The following is a 20665-nucleotide window of genomic DNA, read 5'->3' on the forward strand; positions in this document are numbered from 1 at the left end:
CAAAAGCTCCCCCTTCAGGGGGTTGAAAGGCTCACTTTTACTTTACTCGAATCCGCTAACCCATAAGCGCCGCTAACAATAACCTGATCACTTACGCTCAATCTATCACTCGTCACCTCTTGTAACGAATCTGCCGATATCTTACCCGCCTTCACATCAACCTTATAAGCCACGCCATCCTTCCCTAATTTAAACACCCAAAAGTTCTGCTGCGTTTCATCGGTTTGCACCGCGCTAACTGGCACGGCTAATCCCGATTGCGAATTGGATAAAGGTATATTAACCTTTAAATTAGCGCCTTCCGGCAAATTACTTGAACCCAAACTCACAATGAAAGATTGCGTTTGCACAGCCGGATCAGCCGTTGGCAAACCAGCCTGTAAGTGTGAATTTACCTGTTTACCATCTGGCATAATAACCGTACAGGCCGTTCCTGATCTTACTTTGCTCAAATACTCAACCGGCACATTCACCAACAACACTAACGACGAGGTTTGCACCAGATTAGCCAGCACATCGCCCTCTGCAACATAATCGCCATTCTGAAAGTTAACCGCCGTAATTATACCCGCCGTACCTGATGTAACTTTAATAGGATCTCTAAATTTCTCCAGTATGCCGCCTTTATCAATGTTTTTGAGCGCCTGTTGCTCCTTGCTTGTTATGGTGCAAAACACTTCGCCCTTGCCCACATGGTCGCCTATTTTCCAGCCACGGTGTTTAATATAACCTGTTATCCCGGCCCTGATCACCGATTTTTGCTGATACTGTGTAACCGCGTTAAAAACAATACTGTTGCTAAAGGTGTGGTTAACCGGACTGGCTACGGTAACCAACGGTGTAGTCTTTACCTCCGTTTCGCCGGCATCTTTTGCAGGGCCAGAGCATGCACTTAATACCAGCACACTTAAAACACTTATCTGTAATTTTTTATACATGTTACCAGTTGTAATAATTGTATTGATTAGCTAACGAAAGCACCTGTACTTTAGCCACCGTTAAACTTTGTTTAGCCGCCACATAATCGGATATCGATTTAATGTATTCGATGATGGATAGTTGCCCGCTCTGTAGTTTTTCCTTGTCCAGTTGCAATAACAGGTCTTGTTTCTCTATCAGTTTTTTGATCAGTTCCATATTCTGATTAAACAGCCCGATCTGCTTCCGGATATTCTGCAAATAATTTTTCTGCTGAATGGTAAAGTTATCCCGCGCATAAGTAATGCCCTGCTGGTTTATCTTAGCCTGACTATCATTGATCTTACGCTGCCTGCCATCATATATCGGTATACTCAAATGCAGCGATGCCTCCAAGCCCACATTATGCGGAATATTAGTAAAATCCGAAGCCATCATACCGCCGCTCCCACTAAAGGTAAGCGCTGGCAAATACTTGGTATTAAACACGTTTTGCTGTATAGATAGCGTCAAACTATCCAGCTTAAATTTATCTTTAAAATAAAAAGTATTAGGGTTAGCCTGCAAAGCAATAACAGGTTCCTTCAACCTTACCAACCCCGTATCACTTATCACTGCCGAGTTTTTCAAAGTACCATAAGCTATAACTTCGGCAATACGGGCGGCGCTTAAATCTGTTTCCCTTCCATTTTGCTCGATCTCTAAAAGCAGGTAATCGCTTTGCTGTAATAAGCCACGCTTAACCAAAGCCTCAACGGTAGTTTTACGTTCTTTTATTTGTTTAATAACCAGTTCCAAATACTCTTCCTGTTGTTGTGTTTGGTAAACCTGAATGTATTGGTCGGTAATGTTCTTTCTAAGATCATGCTCTAACTGCTTCCTTGTGCTTGCATTTACAGCGGCAAGGTTGCTGTTTTGCGCTTGTAAAACGCTAACCGTTTTTTTATTTAACAAGGGCATAGCTACATTTAATTGTGTAGCATATAAACCGCCATTAGTTAAAGCGGCATCATATCCAAACGCATCCGGTGCAGGGTTAGGTGTAATGCTAATGGCTCTCCCATTATCCGCAAAGAATGGTGCGAAAGTATAATCAGAGGTAAAATTTACCTGTGGGGCTTTATTCTGCGCATTGATCAGTTGCGATTGTAAACCGTATATCTGTTGCTGGTTCACATTCTGTTTAATTCCCGGGTCATTCTGTATCGCGTTATTGATAAAATAATCCAGATCAAGTTGCTGCGCACAAACTGTTTGACAGCTATATACTAAAGCAAAAAAGAATATAAATTTAAAAACTAACCTCATTATTATGATTTAGTGTATCCGCACCAGGTATCCCGTTATCTTGCATCTTTAATTCCTGGTTCTTCCCAATAGCAATACTACCCTATAAATCTGTAGAAAAATTGTAACTAAACCAAGTCCGCCTATTAAAACCACATTAATTAATTTAGGTAACTAAACTGCGCTGAATAATCTCCATCAAATACCTAATTTTGTATTACACTATGGCCAACACAGAAACCTTATTTCAGGATGCAGTTGAATTATTAAAGCAACTCATCACTACGCAATCTTTTAGCAGGGAAGAAGTTCAAACTGCTGATATTATTGATGCTTTTTTAAAAGCCCGTGGTATCCCTACCAACCGTAAAATGAATAATATCTGGGCATACAACCAGCATTTTGATGCGGCTAAACCCACCATCCTGCTCAACTCGCACCACGATACAGTAAAGCCAAATACAGGCTATACCCGTAATCCTTTTGAACCAACCGTAGAAGACGGCAAGCTATACGGCTTAGGAAGTAACGATGCAGGTGGTAGCCTTATTTCACTGATATCTACATTCTTATACTTTTACAATAAACCTAATTTAAAATACAACCTGTGCCTGGCCACCACCGCCGAGGAAGAGATATCCGGCATCAACGGTCTTGAATCCATCATCCCCGAACTGGGTAAATTAGACTTCGGCATCGTAGGCGAACCAACCCTGATGCAACTCGCCATAGCCGAAAAAGGCCTGATGGTTTTAGACTGCACCACCTACGGAAAATCTGGCCACGCCGCCCGCGAAGAAGGCGACAATGCCATCTACAAAGCCATGTCTGATATTGAGTGGTTCCGTACCTACAAGTTTCCTAAAGAATCGGAGATCTTCGGTCCCATCAAAATGTCTGTAACTATTATCAACGCGGGTTCGCAACATAACGTAGTACCCGCCACCTGCACCTTTACCGTAGATGTGCGCGTAACCGATGCCTATCGCAACGAAGAAGTATTAGAGCTGATCAAACAACATGTAAGCTGCGAGGTAAAAGCACGCTCCATTCGTTTAAAACCTTCATCTATAGATAAAAATCATCCCATAGTTCAATCCGGGCTCAAATTGGGTAGAACAACCTACGGCTCACCCACTACCTCCGATCAATCCCTGCTGGATATTCCATCATTAAAAATTGGCCCTGGTGATTCCGCACGATCCCATTCATCTGATGAGTTTATTTATGTAGATGAAATTAGAGAAGGGATAGAATTGTATATTAAGCTGTTGGAAGAGATTGTTTAATTTACGATTTCAGATTTACGAATTACGATTTTAATAATGCAAAAAGAAGAATTACTTAGTCGCACTAAAAATTATGCTATAGTAAACGCAAAGCTTGTTTTAAGTATTCCGATAAATATTGTAAACCGTAATTATGCCGATCAACTTAATAGGAGTTCGAGCTCTGTTGGTGCCAATTATCGTGCTGCATGCCGTGCCAAATCAAAAGCTGATTTTATTAACAAGTTAAAGATAGTTGAGGAAGAATTAGACGAAACACTATTCTTTATGGAACTGCTTGAAGAGATAAATCCCGAATTAAAGGAAAAAATTAAACCAATTTATGCTGAAGGCAATGAACTACTGTCTATTATTGTAGCGGCATTGCGCACTTTGCGCATTAATTAATAATTATTTACGATTCACCATTGAAATTCCATCAATCGTAAATCGTAAATTGTAAATCGTAAATAATGAAACTTTGGCAAAAAACTACGAATGTAGATCAACTTGTAGAAAACTTCACCGTTGGCCGCGACCGCGAATTTGACGAGCAAATGGCCGCTTTTGATGTATTAGGTTCACTGGCCCATACCCAAATGCTGGAGAGCGTTGGTCTGCTCCCAAAAGAAGATCTAAGCGTTATCCAACAAGAACTCAAAAAAATATACGCCGATATCCAATCCGGCAACTTCAAAATAGAAGCCGAGGTTGAAGATATCCACTCCCAGGTTGAACTTTTACTTACTCGTCGTATTGGCGAAGCAGGCAAAAAGATCCATTCAGGCCGTTCACGTAACGATCAGGTTCTGGTTGATTTGAAACTCTACTTCCGCCACGAATTGCAGGAAGTTGTAGAATCCGTTCAAACCCTTTTTAACCTGCTCATCAGCCTCAGCGAAAAGCATAAAGCCGTTTTACTACCTGGATACACACATTTGCAAATAGCCATGCCATCATCATTCGGCTTATGGTTTGGCGCTTACGCCGAGAGTTTGATAGATGATCTGGAACTGGTTTTAGCAGCCTACCATATCACCAACAAAAACCCTTTAGGCTCCGCAGCTGGTTATGGCTCATCATTTCCGCTTAACCGTACTTTAACCACCAAGCTGTTAGGTTTTGAAGATTTGAACTATAATGTAGTTTACGCCCAAATGGGCCGGGGTAAAACTGAGCGTGTTATTGCCCAGGCCTTATCATCTATAGCGGCAACGCTGGCTAAAATGGCTATGGATCAATGTATGTACCTGAGCCAAAACTTCGCCTTTGTAAGTTATCCTGAAAACTTAACCACAGGCTCAAGCATTATGCCGCACAAAAAAAACCCCGATGTTTGGGAAATTATGCGTGGCCGTTGCAACCGCCTGCAGGCGTTACCCACTGATGTAGCCATGATGACCACCAACCTGCCATCTGGCTATCACCGCGAACTGCAATTGCTTAAAGAGCTTCTTTTTCCCGCTTTCGCGGATATTAAGAACTGCCTGCATATGGCAACCTTTATGCTGGAGCACATCGAAGTAAAAAACAACATCCTCGACGATCCCAAATACGCCTACCTTTTCAGTGTCGAAGTTGTGAATCAGATGGTATTGGATGGCATGCCTTTCCGCGATGCCTATAAACACGTTGGTTTAGCTATCGAAAAAGGAGAATTCAACCCCGATAAAACCGTTAATCACACCCACGAAGGCAGCATAGGTAATCTATGTAACGGCCAGATAACTAACAATATGGTTAAGATGATCGCTCAGTTTCCATTTGATAAAGTGGATAACGCGGTAAAAGACTTAGTGAAATAAAAAAGCTTGTCATTGCGAGGAACGAAGCAATCGCACGGAGGCAAAATGGACTTGCATTGTTCGCGATTGCTTCGTTCCTCGCAATGACAAATTGAAAATACACAAAATGAACGGTCAAAACAGAGCATACATATACCCCGGCCTATTGGTTGATATCATCCTGAAAAAAGATCAGCGTAGCGGCAAGCTAACCCGCGGCATAGTAGCCAACCTGTTAACCAGTGCTGCCCACCATTCGCGCGGCATTAAAGTAAGGTTGGAAGACGGACAAGTAGGCCGTGTTGCCGAAATTGTTGAAGAAGATTAAAATGGCAAAAGCGAAAGAAGACAAAGTAGATTCACTCATCCGTTTCGATGTGCAACATCGGCTGGTAATGGCATTAGCCGTAACAGCGGTGGTATTCTGTATTATCTGGGGTCATGTTTCTATACCCGCTTTAATTATCATATCCTGGTTAAGCTGCGCATCGGTTATCATCATTACCGATTGGCTCATTATCCTATCCTCTCACCCGCGCGAGATGCGCAAAATAGCTCGCCTGAAAGATTCAAGCCGGTTTATGATCCTGCTATTCATCATCACAGGTTCATGCGTAAGCTTATTTTCTATTATTTTTTTACTGAAGGCCGGGAAAGCCGATCACCATGCCGGGGTGTCACAGCTCGCTTGCCTGGTAATGGGTTCAGTAATGATATCCTGGTGGATGCTGCATACCGTTTTCACCATGAGCTATGCCCATCTATACTACACCGCCACTCCCGACCCTGACGATAAGACAGACGAAGTAGTAGCGGGCCTCCAATTCCCTGATGAAAAGAACCCCGATTATCTCGATTTTGTGTACTTCTCCTTCGTCGTAGGGATGACGTTTCAGGTATCCGATGTGGAGATCTCATCACGGCCCATACGCCGCTTAGTGCTTCTGCACGGCCTTATCTCATTCGCCTTCAATACGGCTATCGTAGCGTTGAGTATTAACGTGATATCAAGTCTGGTGTAACACTTAAGCGTTATACTTGGTTAGCAGCCCAACTGCTTGTTTCTGAATTCCGTTTCGCATTAGCGGTGTCCAACCTAGTAAATAACCTTTGAGCCCCATGGCCTGCCCTGCCCACTTCCAAATATTAAAGCGGTCGGTATGCTTACTTATCTTACCATCCTTAAACTCAAACGTAGCCGAAACCCGGTTAGTAACCTTCCGGCCTGTACGGCTAAAAGTATAAACTGCAACCCAGTCGGCACTGCCGGTATTATCATCAGCTTTAACATTGTTAAACGTAATTTGGATATCCGGGTTCTTAAGTAACATCCGCCACATATTTTTAGCGTCATTACCCTTTAATGGCCCAAAGGCGGGGTCTTCAAAGCGGATATCATCGGCATAACAAGCTACCATACCGTCAGCATCGCGAGCGGCAAAGCTTTGGTAAAATTTTTCTATCAACTGTTTGTTATCCATAATATTATCAGTTATTGTATAAAACCCTTATTTACGCTTTGCGCTATCTTAATTTGCATTAAGCCTTCCATGGCCAATACCCTTCGTTTTGCTTCCTCTACCCTTTCGCCTTCAAAATTTTCTTCCAGCGTTTCAAAAAATAATTTCTTCCATTGGTCAAAATGCTCTGCTTTTAAAGGTACTCTTTTATTCAGTTCAATATGGGTGAGCATGGGGTTGCCCTTATAAGTCACTTCATCCAGCAACATAGTTTCCCAAAAGCTAACCATTATTGGGATATGTGTTTCCCACTTAAAATTAAGTTCATCATTAAAAATCGGGCCTATCAAAGCATCGGCTTTTACTTTAATGTAAAAAGCATCTACTAAAAACGCGATATCGTCCCTGTTACCGATCTCCCTTTTCTCCATCTTAATCAAATAATCCCTCATCCTTACTAATAAAATTTGGCCGCATTAAATTCAAGCCAAGTTCTTTGTTTAGCTGTTCGGTAACATAATCGCATAGCTCCGGCGAATACCGCTCATCATGCTGGTGCATAAAAAACCATACAGATTGCAAACCATCCTGATGCCATTGTTTAATGCGCTGTACCCATTCATCAATGCGGGTATAATCTGTAGGATCTAAACTATTACCCACAAAACGGATAAAAGCGTGTGGTGTAGGTAGTTCCATATGTACACAGTCGCGCCTTCCGGATGCATCGGTTATCACAGCGCCCACATTCACCTCTTTCAGCATCCCAAAAAATTCATCACGGATAGCCGGAACAGCGTACCAATCTTTATGCCTTACTTCTACAAACACGGGTACGTCCTTAGGTAAATGTTGCAGATATGCTTTCAGTTCGGGCAGGCTCTTAGGCGTATAATTATCCCCCAATTGCAAAAACAGCGGACCAAGCAGATCACCGAAAGCCATAATGCCTTCATAAAATGAAGTAGTAACCTCTTCGGCGTTCTTTAACCGCTTAATATGACTGATGCTTTGCGAAAACTTAGGGCAAAATTTAAAATGGGGATTCAGAATTGCCTTTTCCTTCCACTTTTCGATCATCGCTGACGGATAAACATTATAGAACGTAGCGTTAAGCTCAATACAATCAAAATGCTTTACATACTCATCCAAAAAGTTAGCCTCTTTGGTTTTGTCGGGATATATCTTGCCAACCCATTCTTTACGCCCCCATTTGGCACAGCCCACATGCACTTCCAACTGCTTTTTAGGCGATGCCGCTTTCAGTGTATCAACCGTCAATTGCGGATCAGCTGGCAAGCTAAAATCTATAAATGCCAGTTCCGGCGTTGTAACCCTTCCAAATTCCATAATCTTTATTATTCAAATAAATAAAAGCAGTCTTGATTCCTGCCTCTTGATTCTTTAGTCTAATTCCTTAATCTTCTTCCATTTTGCTGTACTTTTTGGTATCGTTCATACTTGCGTAAACAATGAGCGATATCAATATACAGCAAGTAACATACCAGTAAAACCAATTGGCGTGGCCCAATTCTTTAAACTTTAAACCAACCCACTCAGCGCTGCCGCCAAATACCGATACTGCTATAGCATACGGAAAACCCACACCTAAAGCCCGCACATTTACCGGAAACAATTCGGCTTTAACAACCGCGTTGATAGATGTATATAAACTCGTTATAATCAATGCCGCCATAATTAAACCAATGGCAGTCCATAGATCATGTGTCGCACCCAATGTTGTCATAATAGGAACCGTAGTTAATGCACCTAATATTCCAAAGGCAATGAGCAATGGTTTGCGACCGACCTTGTCAGACAATAATCCAAACAGCGGTTGTATCAGCATAAATGCGAATAAGGTTAATGTTGAGATCAGCGTCGCATCATTCTTACTAAAACCCGAAGTATTCACCAGAAACTTCTGCATATAAGTACTGAAGGTATAAAACGCTACCGTACCACCCATAGTTAAACCGATTACGATGAATACGGCTTTGGGATGCTCAAACAGAGCCTTCATTGTTCCGCGGTTTTGTTTAGTGCCGGTTTCTTTGCTGAACGATTCCGTTTCCATTAAACTACGGCGCAAATACATGGCCGATACAGCCAGCACGGCCCCTATCCCGAAAGGAATGCGCCAGCCCCAGCTATGGAGCTGATCTTGCGATAAAAAGTATCGTTGAAGCAATACCAAAACGCCAAGGGCTAATAGCTGCCCCATTATTAAAGTTACATATTGAAAACTTGAATAAAAACCACGATGTTTTTTGGTCGACATTTCGCTGAGGTAGGTAGCGCTTGTACCGTACTCGCCACCAACACTCAAGCCCTGTAAAAGCCGGGCCAGTACCAGTATAATGGGTGCGGCTACACCTATTTGTGCATACCCCGGCGCAATAGCTATCATTAACGAACCGGCACTCATCAGTAAAACTGATAACGTTAAAGCGTTTTTACGTCCTTTTCTATCAGCATACATGCCCATTATCCAGCCGCCAATCGGGCGCATTAAAAAACCAAGCGCAAATATTCCCGATGTGTTTAGTAACTGCGCTATCTCGCTGCTTTTAGGGAAGAACGCCCCTGCAAAATATAGTGAGAATGCCGAGTAAACATACCAATCGTACCATTCCACCAAATTACCTATAGAGCCGCCAAAAATGGATTTTAAACGATGACCTATAGCCTCGGGTTGTTCTGTACCAACTTGATTATGCATGGTATGAATATCAGAAAATAAGCCGGAATATTCAGCAGGATTTTAAATAAAGCAAACCAGCTTATCCTTATTTCACAATATAGGTAGCCGTTGTACTTACAGGTACGCCTTTATCCGTTACGCCTTCGGCCACTATTCTGATCTTACCTTTTGGGTCGGCATTGTAAAAGGTTACAGTTGCTTCGCCATTGGCATCGGTAGTTATGTTGGGTTCCCAATGCAGGGTTGCCCGTAAATCGGTTTTGGTTTGTAAGGCCGGGCTATCATATAAAGGCTTATAAAAGGTTTTGGCCTGGTAGTAGCCTTTAAGTTCTGGGTTTAATACGCCGGGATTATAACCAATCATAGCATCGTCCTTTAATGTTAAAAAAAGAAAATAACGATCTACTGATTGCCCTTTAAGAAGAGCAACAAAATGTTTAACTACTACCTTTTTAAACACATTTATCGGCAGTTTATAATAAGTATTCCGGTAGGCCTCAGCTTCAATATTATTATCAGTACTATAATCTCTGCCATTGATAAAGAATTGAGGCGCTAACGAAACTGTCCTCGAACCATAGCCCTCGTTATTAGCTGCTATACGTACCGTATCTACACAAGGTATAACAATGCCCGTAATAGGATTACCCTCGTTATCCAACTCATTACTTGCTGTGGCTCCTTTTATGTTATGCAATGCCCACCATTCCAAAGTTTTAAACTCATAATCTTTAGGCGTAATATCAAAACTCTGTTCCGGCCCGAACGACATTAGCGAAAGCCCGTTCATCAAATTAATTACAACTCTTTTGGCTTTAATATTTACCTCTTTTAAATTGCCCCGGCCTCTCATCTTTTCACTTAAAACTTCTGTGCGCCTTTTAACAGCCGCGGCATTTAAAACCGTGTTGGCTGTATCCGGCACATTAGCCTGGGCATAGGTTTTTACAGGAAGTATCGACAGGGTATCTACATCAAAGGCTCCTTTCTTTTCGCCTTTGTTATCTGCTGCAGAAAGTTTTACATTATGATCGCCATATTGCTCCAACCCGGTAAATAGAAAACGCCCTAACGAATCAGACGAGCTTGAAAACAGCCTTGTACCCTTATTGCTATTGGCAAACATGGTAATATTAAGGTGGTTTAACGGTTTGCCCGAATTACCACTTAAAACCTTGCCAGATACAGCAAGGCCATTTTCTAAATTATAACTTAGGCGGATAGCAGTATCCTGCATCCTGCGCCATACAAAATCTCGCCAGCCCTGGGTCATTAATAATAGATCAAGTTGTTTAAAGCGGTTAACGTTAGCCGGATCAAAGTAACGGGCTGGCTTTTCAACCATACCTTTAAGTTCTGATTGCAACTCGAGATAGGTTACAATATTGCCCGCCTGTACCGGAACTACACTTGCATCTACCGAAGCGAATGATAAACTTGCCTTGCCCCCATTGGTTTTAATATAAGCTGTTACTTTTTCTTTAGCCTGATATACCGTTTTATCTGTTTTAACACTTAACAACGTAGTATCCACCGCATGGTGAATATAGATCAACCTTTCGCTATGTGGTTTGCTTTGATCTTTACCGTCTTCCAGCAAGGTTAAAGCCACAATACCATCCGGGAAAACGGCATCGGAGATGTTAACCAAGCTTTGATTACCGGTAATGGTAAGCTGTTGCCTGAAATAAGTTTTACCGCCATGTTTGCCACTTAACGTAAAACTTTTACCAGTACTTTCGGCCAATGCGGCATCGTTACAGCTTACAATAACGTTGATGAGTGTATCGCGATGAGTTACACGTATTGAAAAACCTTTAACTAATGCTTGCTTGATATTGAATGATTGTTTGTTAACAGTGGCGTGATAAACCTGCCCTTTGGCTGGCATCAGCAAAAATATGCCCATACCTAATGTATCGCAGTTAAATGTAGCCGCGGTATCGCCGGTAGAGCTTAATATCGCTCCCTTAGCGAAGATTCCTTTACCTAAACTATTTTCGGCCTTTACAGCGACGAGCGAATTTACGCCCTCAACCAATGAGCCGCCTTCAGGATAAAAATGAACACTGATGCCATTGGGCTTGGTATTATTTTTAGCAGCAACCGAACTTATCTTCTTATTGCCTGATGGTTTGTTCTTATCAGCCAGAGTGTTGGTAGCCGATAGCGTATTAAGTACGGTGATATCCTTTTCAAACACAAAGTTATCGCCAAAATTGCGCATCCAGTTGGTATAGGCGCGTAGCAGGTATTTACCGGCTGGTATAGAATCGCTCAAAGCAAATTCGGCATTGGCGGTACCACCCGTTAAATGCAGAATTTGGCGACTGATGATATTGGATGAATCTTTGGATATCAACTCCGCATACAAATTACCACTGCTGAATATGGGGGTATTGTTTTGCGCGTTCACCATGTAAGCTTTGTACCAAATGGTATCGCCCTGCGCGTACACATCCCTATCAGTATGCACGTAAACCTTCTCAAAAAACAGCTTAACGGGGGCCGTAGCTTTTTGTTGGGCAATTAACTTATAGCTGCATAAAAGCAGCAATGTAAAAACAAAGCAGACTTTGGTTAAATGTTTCATCAGGTTTGATTTAGGTATCGGTATATCAAATATAAACTTAAAAACACAAACGGTATACAACAAAAAACGCCGGCTAATACCGGCGCTTTTTGTTGTATACTATTTATTATTTATTTAATGGTATATCCGGCAGTTGTAGCAATAGGTGTACCCTTATCGGTTAAGCCTTGCACTACAATTCTTATTTTTGATTTTGGGTCGGCATTGTAATAATTGATGGTAGCCTCGCCATTGGCATCAGTACTTAACATGGGTTCCCAATGTAAAGTGATCCGTTGATCTGTTTTGGTTGACGGATACTCGTAGTTAGGCGCATAAAAAGTACGTGCATTGTAATAACCGGTAACATCGTTGTTTAACAAGTTGAATTCCTTTTTCTCAAAAGCCGATGGTTTAAGGGATAAGTAAATCAGCATTACATCGCCCCCGCCCATTGATACCATGTGGTTTACGCGTACCGAGTTAATATCCGACATGTAAAGATTATAGTAGTCTATCCTTTCAAATACATCTTCCTGCTTATCAACAACAAACCGTGGGAATATTTTTTTACCACCCCAATAAAACAGGATACCGCTCGTGGTATCGGGGTTTACCTGGGCACCGGGTACTTTATGTACCAAAAAATCTTGCAGATTTGCGTAAACATCTTTTGCGGTAATATCGAAATCGTATTCAGGGTAACCAAAGCTTTGCACAACCTGATCGCGCAGGGTTATTGTTTTAGGCGCCTCGCGAATGTTTACCTGTTGTAACTGTATCACGTCGCCAATCTTATGTTTTTTGGCCTCGGTCATACGGGCAGAGCTTGCGGTATTAAATGCCGTTAATTGTGCCGAAGCTTCTTCTTTAACCATAGGCATTTGCGTTACAGGCATTACGTTGCTGCCCACGGTATCTAAAAATATCCAGCCCGATTTTTTACCCTTATCATCTGTAGCGGCCAGTTTTAAGGTTTGGTTGCCAAATAGCTGTATCCCATCAAGGTAATACCTGCCGTTAGCATCTGTTCGGGTACCAAAAAGCTTACCGCCTTTAGCACCGGGAGCAAAAAGGGTTATATTACCATTCGCGATAGGTTTATTGATCAATACCGAGCGTAATTTACCCGATACTGTAAAACCAGATTCCGGTAAAAAGCTAACTTTTAAAGCCGAATCGGCTAAACGTTTCCAAACAAAATCGCGCCAGCCCTGGGTCATTAACAACAGATCAAGCTGTTTAAAACGGTTAGCGTTGGCCGGATCAAAGTATTGCGCGGCATTATCAATTTTACCTTTCACCTCTGATTGCAGCATCAGGTACGATGTGATATTAACTTCATCAGCAGGTACTATGCTGCCATCAACAGCGGCCACAGATAGGTTTGCTTTAACCGGTTGGTTTTTGCTATCGGTAACTTTAATGGTAATGGTAGATTTTTCTTTTGGAGCGTAAGAAGCCTTGTCGGGAACAACACTTAGTTTGATATCATCTTTAGGGTTAACATAAACCAAACGCTCGCAATTAGGGCGGCCAAATTCATCCGTCAGCATAATAATATTTACGCCAGCCGGGGCTTGTGCCTTGGGTATGCTGATAGCCGTTTGCAGATCGGTAAGGTTAAAGCTACCCGAAAAGTAAGTATGATCGGCATGTTTGGCGGCTATGCTTAAGGCCTTGCCTTTATGTTTATCCAGCGTAGCCTGGTTTGTACTTACAATTACCTGTACACTGGCCGAATCGGTGTTTTTGGTGTGCAGACAGTAACCCTCGGCTAATACTCCCGGAAGTTCGGTAACAAAAGCCTTTCCGTTTTTGTATTTACCCACAACACTGTACTTAGTACCGGCAACAGGTAGCATGGCAAACAAGCCAACGCCCGAATCTGTACTTTCAAAATGGCCTACCGTATCACCTTTTGATGATACTACATTACCCTGTACCCTAACACCAGCGCCCAGCAGATCTTCGGCCTTAAAACCTACAATGCTCTGTACACCATCAACCAATGAGCCACCTTCGGGGAAGAAGTTGATATGATAAGCGTTAGTCACTTCGGTAGCAGGCGCCGGTTTACCTTTGCCTGGCTTGCCTTTTGTAGTTGCGGCGGTAGCCACTTTAACACCGGGTACACTATTGATCACTATTTTTTTATCAAAAACAAAGTTATCTCCAAAATTGCGCATCCAGTTGGTATAGGCCTTTAAATGGTAAATACCTCCCGGGATTGAATCGGTTAGTTTAAAATCGCCCACGCCCATACCGCTGTCTAATCTTAATATCTCGCGCGCGTAAACTTTGGAGTCTGGCGATATGAGGTCGATGTATAAGTTATTACTGGTGTATGTTGGGTGATTGCTGGTGGCATTCACCAAATAAGCCTTAAACCACAGATCATCGCCAGATGCGTAATACTCACGATCGGTATGGACGTAAACCTTCTCAAAAAACAATTTATAGGCTTTAGGATCGGGCGGTGGTGTAGTCTTTATCGACTTTTTTTGTGCGGATGCATACTGGCCGATGCTTAAAAATAAGATTGCAGAATAGATGACAGGTAGATATCTTTTCATGTAGGATAGGTAGGATGCGGTTGTTTACAATTGGTAGTTGGACATAAAAATGGTAAAAGGTTTAAAGCAAACCATCCTGAACCATCCTGCTTAAAAAAGCCTGCAAAAATAAAAAGCGCCATTGCCCGGCTTTCGCTTTGCAATGACGCTTTTCTATTTGTTAATTTTAATCCGCTTTTAATGGGCGTGATGACCATCCGCGCCATGTGCATGGCCGTGCGACAGTTCTTCGGGGTTTGCAGGGCGTACATTTAAAATGGTGCCTTTAAAGTGCAAAGCCTGGCCTGCCATTGGATGGTTCAGATCAACAATTACCGAATCTTCGGCAACTGATACTACCTGACCCTGAAAGTGGTGACCTTCCTGATCCTGTAAAGGCAATGTGCTGCCAATCTCTGGCAAATCAGTTCCGGCAAACATTTCTTTAGGTAAATTAGCTACCGCTTCTTCATCGTACTCGCCATAAGCGTCTGCTGCCGTCAAGCGAAACTCGTAATTATCACCTGTTGAAAGGGTGCTTAAATGCTCTTCGAATTTAGGCAGCATTTGGCCTGCGCCATATAAAAAAGTTAATGGCTGCTCTTGTGTAGCGCTTTCTACCAAACCTTCTGTTCCATTTTGGTCAACATACAGGTCGTAAGTAAGTGATACTACGTGTTGTGGTTCAATCTTCATTATTGTGATTTCTATTTTGTTGCAAATTATTGAATAATATAATACGGATAAGCGGCGAAAAGGTTTTTAATTCAATTCGCTTATCTGTGCAAAAACGTCGCTGGTTTGTGTTACGGGCAGTTGGCACGTTTTATCCACACAAACAAATATGCGCGTTTCGGCTCCAAATTTATCGCGCAGCAAAGGTAAACTTCCTTTTGTACCTCCCAAGATAATTTTATTAGGAATATACTTTTTCTCGATCTCTTTACGCTTTGTTTCGGCACCGTTACCTGTAATGGCAATTTCGTAGGTACCCATCACATCATCAAGCAGCAACATAGCCCAGTTTGAGTACGCCGAACCATACTTAGCCATCAGTTTTTTGATATTACGCAGCAGTTGGGCAGCCAGGGCTTCATATTCAGTATTATAAAACAGCAGACTTAATTTTTTAAGATTCCGCGCCATTACCGAGTTTGATGCCGGTATCACGTTATCCATCACCTCAAATTTGCGGGCTATTAGCTGCTCGCCATTATCGGGCGTGTAAAATAACATGCCGGTGGTATTATCGTAAAAATAATCGAGCGTATACTCGGTTAATGCCCTGGCTAAAAATAGCCAGTCTTCGTCAAAAGTAACTTCGTAAACGGCTATAAAAGCATCAATTATCAAAGCATAATCATCCAAAAAAGCTACGCCCGCGGTGGCGTTATCCTTTTGATAAACCCGGCTGATCTGATTGTTATCATCAATCAAATTCGCTTTAATAAAATTGGCGTTCTTTAAAGCTAAGTCCAAATATAGTGGTTCATCAAAAGCTTTATATGAATCGCATAAACATTTTAGCATTAATCCATTCCATGATGTTAGTATCTTGTAATCTAAACCCGGACGTACCCGGGAAGAGCGAGCATTCAATACTTTTAATTTCGAAATAGCTATCTTTTCTAACAGCGCCTCAACAGGGATGCCCAGCTTTTCGGCAAGCACTTTATCATCATCATTACGGAAAAATATGTTGGTTTGTTCCTCTTCCCAATTACCATCTGGCGTAAGGTTATAATAGATGGCAAACAATCCGGCATCATCACCCAATATCTCTTCAATCTGCGTTAAAGTGAAAGTGTAAAACTTGCCCTCTACCCCTTCGCTATCCGCATCAAGCGCCGAATAAAAACCACCTTCCGGCGATGTGAGTTCACGCTCTATGAAGGTAATGGTTTCGTTAACTATCTTTTTGTAAAGCGGATCGCCGCACCAGGTATACCCTTCGGAATACAAACTAATGAGCTGCGCGTTATCATATAGCATTTTTTCAAAGTGAGGCACATGCCAATAATCATCAACCGAGTATCGCGCAAAGCCACCACCTATATGGTCGTAAATGCCGCCTTTGGCCAGTTTTTCTAATGTGAGCCTTACAATAACATTGCTTTCTTCATCTTTCATCAAATGCGCGTACCGCATTAAAAACTGCCAGTTATTTGGCATCGGGAATTTGGGCGCGCGGTTTGCTCCGCCTTCTTTAAAATCCCAGTTGGGTTTCCAGGGCCTTACAATAGCTTCCAGATCAGCTTTGGAGTTTTCCATGTGCTCGTTCACAAAAGCAATGTTCTCGTACTGATGGATACCTTCGGTTAGCTTTTCGGCATATTCATTAGCTTCATCGGGTTTTTGCTGCCAAAAGTTGGCGAGATTAAAGAGCAGCCCCATCCAATCCTTTTTCTGGAAATAGGTGCCCCCATAAATTGGTCGCTGATCGGGTAAGCATACGGCATTCAATGGCCAGCCGCCGCGGCCCGTCATTAACTGTACGGCGCTCATGTAGATCTGATCAATATCCGGGCGCTCTTCCCTATCTACTTTGATGCAAACAAAATGCTCGTTCATTATTTCGGCTACCTGCTCATCTTCAAAGCTTTCGTGCTCCATTACGTGGCACCAATGGCAGGCTGAGTAGCCAATACTAACCAGTATCAATTTATTCTCATCCTTAGCTTTTTGCAATGCCTCTGCCCCCCAGGGAAACCAATTGACAGGGTTGTTAGCGTGTTGTAACAGATATGGAGAAGACGAATTAGATAGCTTATTCATGGTAGTACAAAATAATTAGTACGTAGTATTAGAAAGCAAAGATGCTGATTTGATTGCGACAGACAATAATATTATTGAATTAATGACCTGTACTGGACCATTCGAAGCCCCATGAGGATGAGCCTTTTCGAAAAATGCATTGGGTTAATACCCCAATGCATTTTATATCGGAAGTTGTTAGCTATGTACTAATCTGTTAGCCTTTGATAATTTACTGTAATGCGCAATTTTACGATACAATTCATCGGGGCTAAAGGGCTTGCTCACATAATCATCCATCCCTACAATAAATGCCCTATCTTTATTATCGAGCATGGCCGAAGCGGTTAAGGCTATAATAGGCAGTTTTTTGTATCTGGATGCGGGTTCAAGCTTTCTGATCTCTTCGGTGGCTGTGTAGCCATCCATATCGGGCATTTGCAGGTCCATTAATACCACATCATAATCGTTGGTTCGAGCTAACTGAACTGCCAATACACCATTTTCGGCAACATCGCATTCTACATCCCATTGCTTTAAAAATTGTTTGGCCAGTAAAACGTTGATCTGGTTATCCTCAGCCATTAAAACCCGCGTACCTTTTAAACTGCCAGGTATTACCGGCGACTGGCGGGCTGTGATGATCTCAATTTTTAAGTCGCTATTCTGGAAAGTCAGATCGAACGAGAATGTTGAACCCACCCCTATCTCGCTATCTAACTTAATTCTGCTACCCTGCATTTCGAGTAACCGTTTGGTGATGGTTAGCCCTAAACCTGTGCCGCCATATTTACGGGTAGTATCTGAGCTTGCCTGGGTAAAACTTTCGAATATGGATTCCTGTTTATCTTTCGGGATACCTATTCCGGTATCTTTAACTTCAAAACCAATAGTTGTAGTATTTTCATCGCGCTTAACTAACGAAGCTGCTACTATAACTTTCCCTTCGCCGGTAAATTTAATGGCGTTGCTTATCAGGTTGGTTAATATCTGGCCCAAACGAACAGGATCGCCAATAATAGCATCCGGCAGATCTTCGTCTATCATCAGTTTAAGCTGGACATTCTTTTCGTTAGCACGCTGAATCATAGCAGCGCGAATATTACGGATAAGGTCTTTTATACTGAAATCAACATTTTCAAACTCCAGTTTACCGGCTTCTATCTTACTAAAATCTAAAATATCATTAATGAGTACCAGCAGGTTTTCGCCCGAGAATTTAAGTATGTTAAGATATTCAACCTGGTCTTCACGCGGATTTTGCAGCAATAAATGTGTAAAGCCAATTACAGCGTTCATGGGAGTGCGGATCTCGTGACTCATGGTTGACAGGAACTGTGTTTTAGCTTTAGCCGCGTTCTCTGCCTGTTCTTTAGCTTTAATTAGAGCTTGTTCGGCTTCTTTCCTATCGGTGATGATCTCGGTGAACATGATGATGCCGCCTATTTCGTCGTCTTTTTCAAACCATGGCCTTATCTCCCATCTAAACCATTGGATACGGCCATTTTTGCGTGTGTAGCTATCTTCGGAACTACCCAAAACTTCGCCGTGAAGGCCCCGGTCGTGAAATTCTTTCCAGCGTAAAGTTGATTCGGGGAACAGATCATAGTGCTTAACGCCGATGATGTTTCTCCGCTCAAGCTTATAGTCTTTTTTCCAGATGTTACTTGCCGCTATATAGCGCATGTCTTTATCAAATACCGCGATCGCCGCCGGCGAAACTTCGATAAAAGTATTCAGTTGCTCCTGTTTAATTCTGATGGCTTCTTCGGCTTTTTTGTAAGCTGTGATATCAATAATGGCCCCATATAGTTTGGTGGCTATGCCCTGCTCGTTGTGTTGAGGTTTACCAATAGCTTGTATGTACTTTAAACCGCCATTTTTAGGCAAAATACGCAGGTCAAAATCTGATTCCGAGCCACCTTTCATCGCCTTTTTTATGGCATCGATATATTTTTCGCGGTCGTCCGGATGGATGAGTTTATCAAATTCTTCGGTAGTTGGGCCATGTCCTATTGGTTCTAAACCGAAGATCCTGAAGGTTTCTTTTGACCAATAGTTTTTACCGGTTTGCAGGTCAATTTCCCAACTGCCACTGTGCGTAAGTTCCTGCGTTTCTGAAAGTAATAAATCGTTACGGCGCATTTTCTCTTCGGCTTGTTTGCGAAGCGTTATATCGTGCCAAACAACTAACAATGCAGCCTTTTGATTTACGATAACCGGATTTAGCGTTACCTCAACCAATATTTCTTTACCATCTGTTTGCAGATGCACCCATTCAAAACGATAATTACCTTTTTGGCGGGCAAGTGCGTCATTTTCTTTAGCTTTATCTTTAGATCTTCTGCCATCTGGCTGATACTCGGGCGAAAATTCGGCCGGATGATGTTTCATTAGCTCATCCTTGCTTGCAAATTTCAACATTTGTACGGCGGCATTATTACAATCAATGATACCGTTTTCATCAAACAGCAAATGCGCATCGGTTGATGCTTCAAATATTACGCGGTGGCGCTCCTCAATATGTTTTTGTTCGGTTATGTCCTGAAAAATACCGTACATGCGGATAGCTTTGCCATCCGCAAAAATCACGTTACCGCTTGAGCGCCCCCATACCAAATTACCTTTTGCGGTTAACATAGGTAATTCAACATGATAAGCCTCTCCTGTTTTAAGGGCTTTATCAACAGCGGCTTGTATTACCGGCCGGGATGCGGGCGTGTAGAAATTAATGGCGGTTTGTATGGTTATTTTATCGCTAACCTCCATCTCGTGCATGTGATAAACCTCGTCAGACCATTTCAGATCCATCGTATCCAGATCAATTTCCCAGGTACCTATTTTAGCCAGTTTACCTGTTTCGCTTAAAAGCTGTTTGGTTTTACTGAGTGATATTTCAAGTTGCTCAACTGATGTGATATCGATAAAGGCACCAATTAAAATTCCATTCTCAACATTTCCTTGTGCTTTAATCAGTTTTTCTTGGCCGGAAGGAAGTATTATATGGCCTTGCCATTGAAGGCTTTTTTGCGTTTTAAAAGATTTTGCAAGTGCCGAAATAAATTGATGCCTGTCATCCTGATGAATGAGATTGAACAATATTTGGGCATCAGTTTTTACTTCATCGGCAGATAGTCCGGCTAAATCAGTAATATTTTTATCTATGCTAACAAATTGTGTAGTTGCATTGGGTGTAATACGGCATTGAAAAACCGTAAAAGTAACATTTTCGGTTATTGTGGTATTACCCAGGGGGATAGGAATATCAAAATTCATTTTAAATAATTAGGTGGCCCTAATGTAGCCACAATGAAACGTAAAACAAGAAGAATGTTTTTTGATATAGGTATAGAAGATATTGAC

16 protein-coding genes are annotated in these 20665 nt (G+C 42.1%); 5 read left to right on the forward strand and 11 right to left on the reverse strand.

What is annotated here, in order from left to right:
- Positions 1–14 precede the first annotated feature (14 nt).
- Positions 15–938, reverse strand: coding sequence for an efflux RND transporter periplasmic adaptor subunit (locus tag ABIN91_RS05155; protein ID WP_348049165.1), 924 nt, complete (start codon positions 936–938; stop codon positions 15–17).
- 1 nt (position 939) lies between these two features.
- Positions 940–2226, reverse strand: a complete 1287-nt coding sequence (locus tag ABIN91_RS05160) for a TolC family protein (protein WP_348049167.1) — start codon at positions 2224–2226, stop codon at positions 940–942.
- A 203-nt stretch (positions 2227–2429) separates the two neighbouring features.
- On the opposite strand from ABIN91_RS05160, the gene ABIN91_RS05165 reads away from it, so the two are divergent.
- The 5 genes from ABIN91_RS05165 to ABIN91_RS05185 all read left to right on the forward strand — a co-directional run bounded on the left by ABIN91_RS05165 (position 2430) and on the right by ABIN91_RS05185 (position 6279).
- Positions 2430–3494, forward strand: coding sequence for a M20 family metallo-hydrolase (locus ABIN91_RS05165; RefSeq protein ID WP_348049169.1), 1065 nt, complete (start codon positions 2430–2432; stop codon positions 3492–3494).
- 36 nt (positions 3495–3530) lie between these two features.
- Positions 3531–3881 carry a four helix bundle protein gene (locus ABIN91_RS05170; RefSeq protein ID WP_348049171.1) on the forward strand — a complete coding sequence of 117 codons (351 nt, stop codon included), beginning with the start codon at positions 3531–3533 and terminating at the stop codon, positions 3879–3881.
- Positions 3882–3946: 65 nt separating this feature from the next.
- Entirely contained in the window at positions 3947–5278 is a 1332-nt protein-coding gene (gene argH / locus ABIN91_RS05175) for an argininosuccinate lyase (protein ID WP_348049173.1), read from the forward strand.
- A 106-nt stretch (positions 5279–5384) separates the two neighbouring features.
- Positions 5385–5585: a YwbE family protein gene (locus ABIN91_RS05180; protein ID WP_348049175.1), complete on the forward strand. Its 201-nt coding sequence runs from the start codon at positions 5385–5387 to the stop codon at positions 5583–5585.
- Between the two features lies 1 nt (position 5586).
- Positions 5587–6279: a DUF1345 domain-containing protein gene (locus tag ABIN91_RS05185; protein ID WP_348049177.1), complete on the forward strand. Its 693-nt coding sequence runs from the start codon at positions 5587–5589 to the stop codon at positions 6277–6279.
- Positions 6280–6282: 3 nt separating this feature from the next.
- Here ABIN91_RS05185 and ABIN91_RS05190 read toward each other — a convergent pair whose 3' ends face one another.
- The 9 genes from ABIN91_RS05190 to ABIN91_RS05230 all read right to left on the reverse strand — a co-directional run bounded on the left by ABIN91_RS05190 (position 6283) and on the right by ABIN91_RS05230 (position 20578).
- Positions 6283–6738, reverse strand: a complete 456-nt coding sequence (locus ABIN91_RS05190; RefSeq protein ID WP_348049178.1) for a nuclear transport factor 2 family protein — start codon at positions 6736–6738, stop codon at positions 6283–6285.
- A gap of 11 nt (positions 6739–6749) precedes the next feature.
- Positions 6750–7148: a group III truncated hemoglobin gene (locus ABIN91_RS05195; RefSeq protein WP_348049180.1), complete on the reverse strand. Its 399-nt coding sequence runs from the start codon at positions 7146–7148 to the stop codon at positions 6750–6752.
- Position 7149: 1 nt separating this feature from the next.
- The gene (locus ABIN91_RS05200; RefSeq protein ID WP_348049182.1) at positions 7150–8067 is read right to left on the reverse strand and encodes a DUF72 domain-containing protein; all 918 of its coding nucleotides are present in this window, start codon (positions 8065–8067) and stop codon (positions 7150–7152) included.
- Between the two features lie 67 nt (positions 8068–8134).
- Positions 8135–9439, reverse strand: coding sequence for an MFS transporter (locus ABIN91_RS05205; protein ID WP_348049184.1), 1305 nt, complete (start codon positions 9437–9439; stop codon positions 8135–8137).
- A gap of 67 nt (positions 9440–9506) precedes the next feature.
- Positions 9507–12014: a hypothetical protein gene (locus ABIN91_RS05210; protein WP_348049186.1), complete on the reverse strand. Its 2508-nt coding sequence runs from the start codon at positions 12012–12014 to the stop codon at positions 9507–9509.
- A gap of 110 nt (positions 12015–12124) precedes the next feature.
- Positions 12125–14569 (reverse strand): hypothetical protein, encoded by a 2445-nt coding sequence (locus ABIN91_RS05215; RefSeq protein ID WP_348049188.1) that lies wholly within the window; start codon positions 14567–14569, stop codon positions 12125–12127.
- A 177-nt stretch (positions 14570–14746) separates the two neighbouring features.
- On the reverse strand, positions 14747–15244 hold the full coding sequence (locus tag ABIN91_RS05220; RefSeq protein WP_348049190.1) for a peptidylprolyl isomerase: 498 nt from the start codon (positions 15242–15244) through the stop codon (positions 14747–14749).
- Positions 15245–15310: 66 nt separating this feature from the next.
- Complete coding sequence (locus ABIN91_RS05225; RefSeq protein ID WP_348049192.1) at positions 15311–17323, reverse strand: thioredoxin domain-containing protein; 2013 nt, start codon at positions 17321–17323, stop codon at positions 15311–15313.
- A gap of 177 nt (positions 17324–17500) precedes the next feature.
- Positions 17501–20578 (reverse strand): PAS domain S-box protein, encoded by a 3078-nt coding sequence (locus ABIN91_RS05230; protein WP_348049194.1) that lies wholly within the window; start codon positions 20576–20578, stop codon positions 17501–17503.
- Between the last annotated feature and the right edge of the window lie 87 nt (positions 20579–20665).

The organism is Mucilaginibacter sp. (genome assembly GCF_039921305.1).
In the GTDB taxonomy this organism is placed as follows: domain Bacteria; phylum Bacteroidota; class Bacteroidia; order Sphingobacteriales; family Sphingobacteriaceae; genus Mucilaginibacter.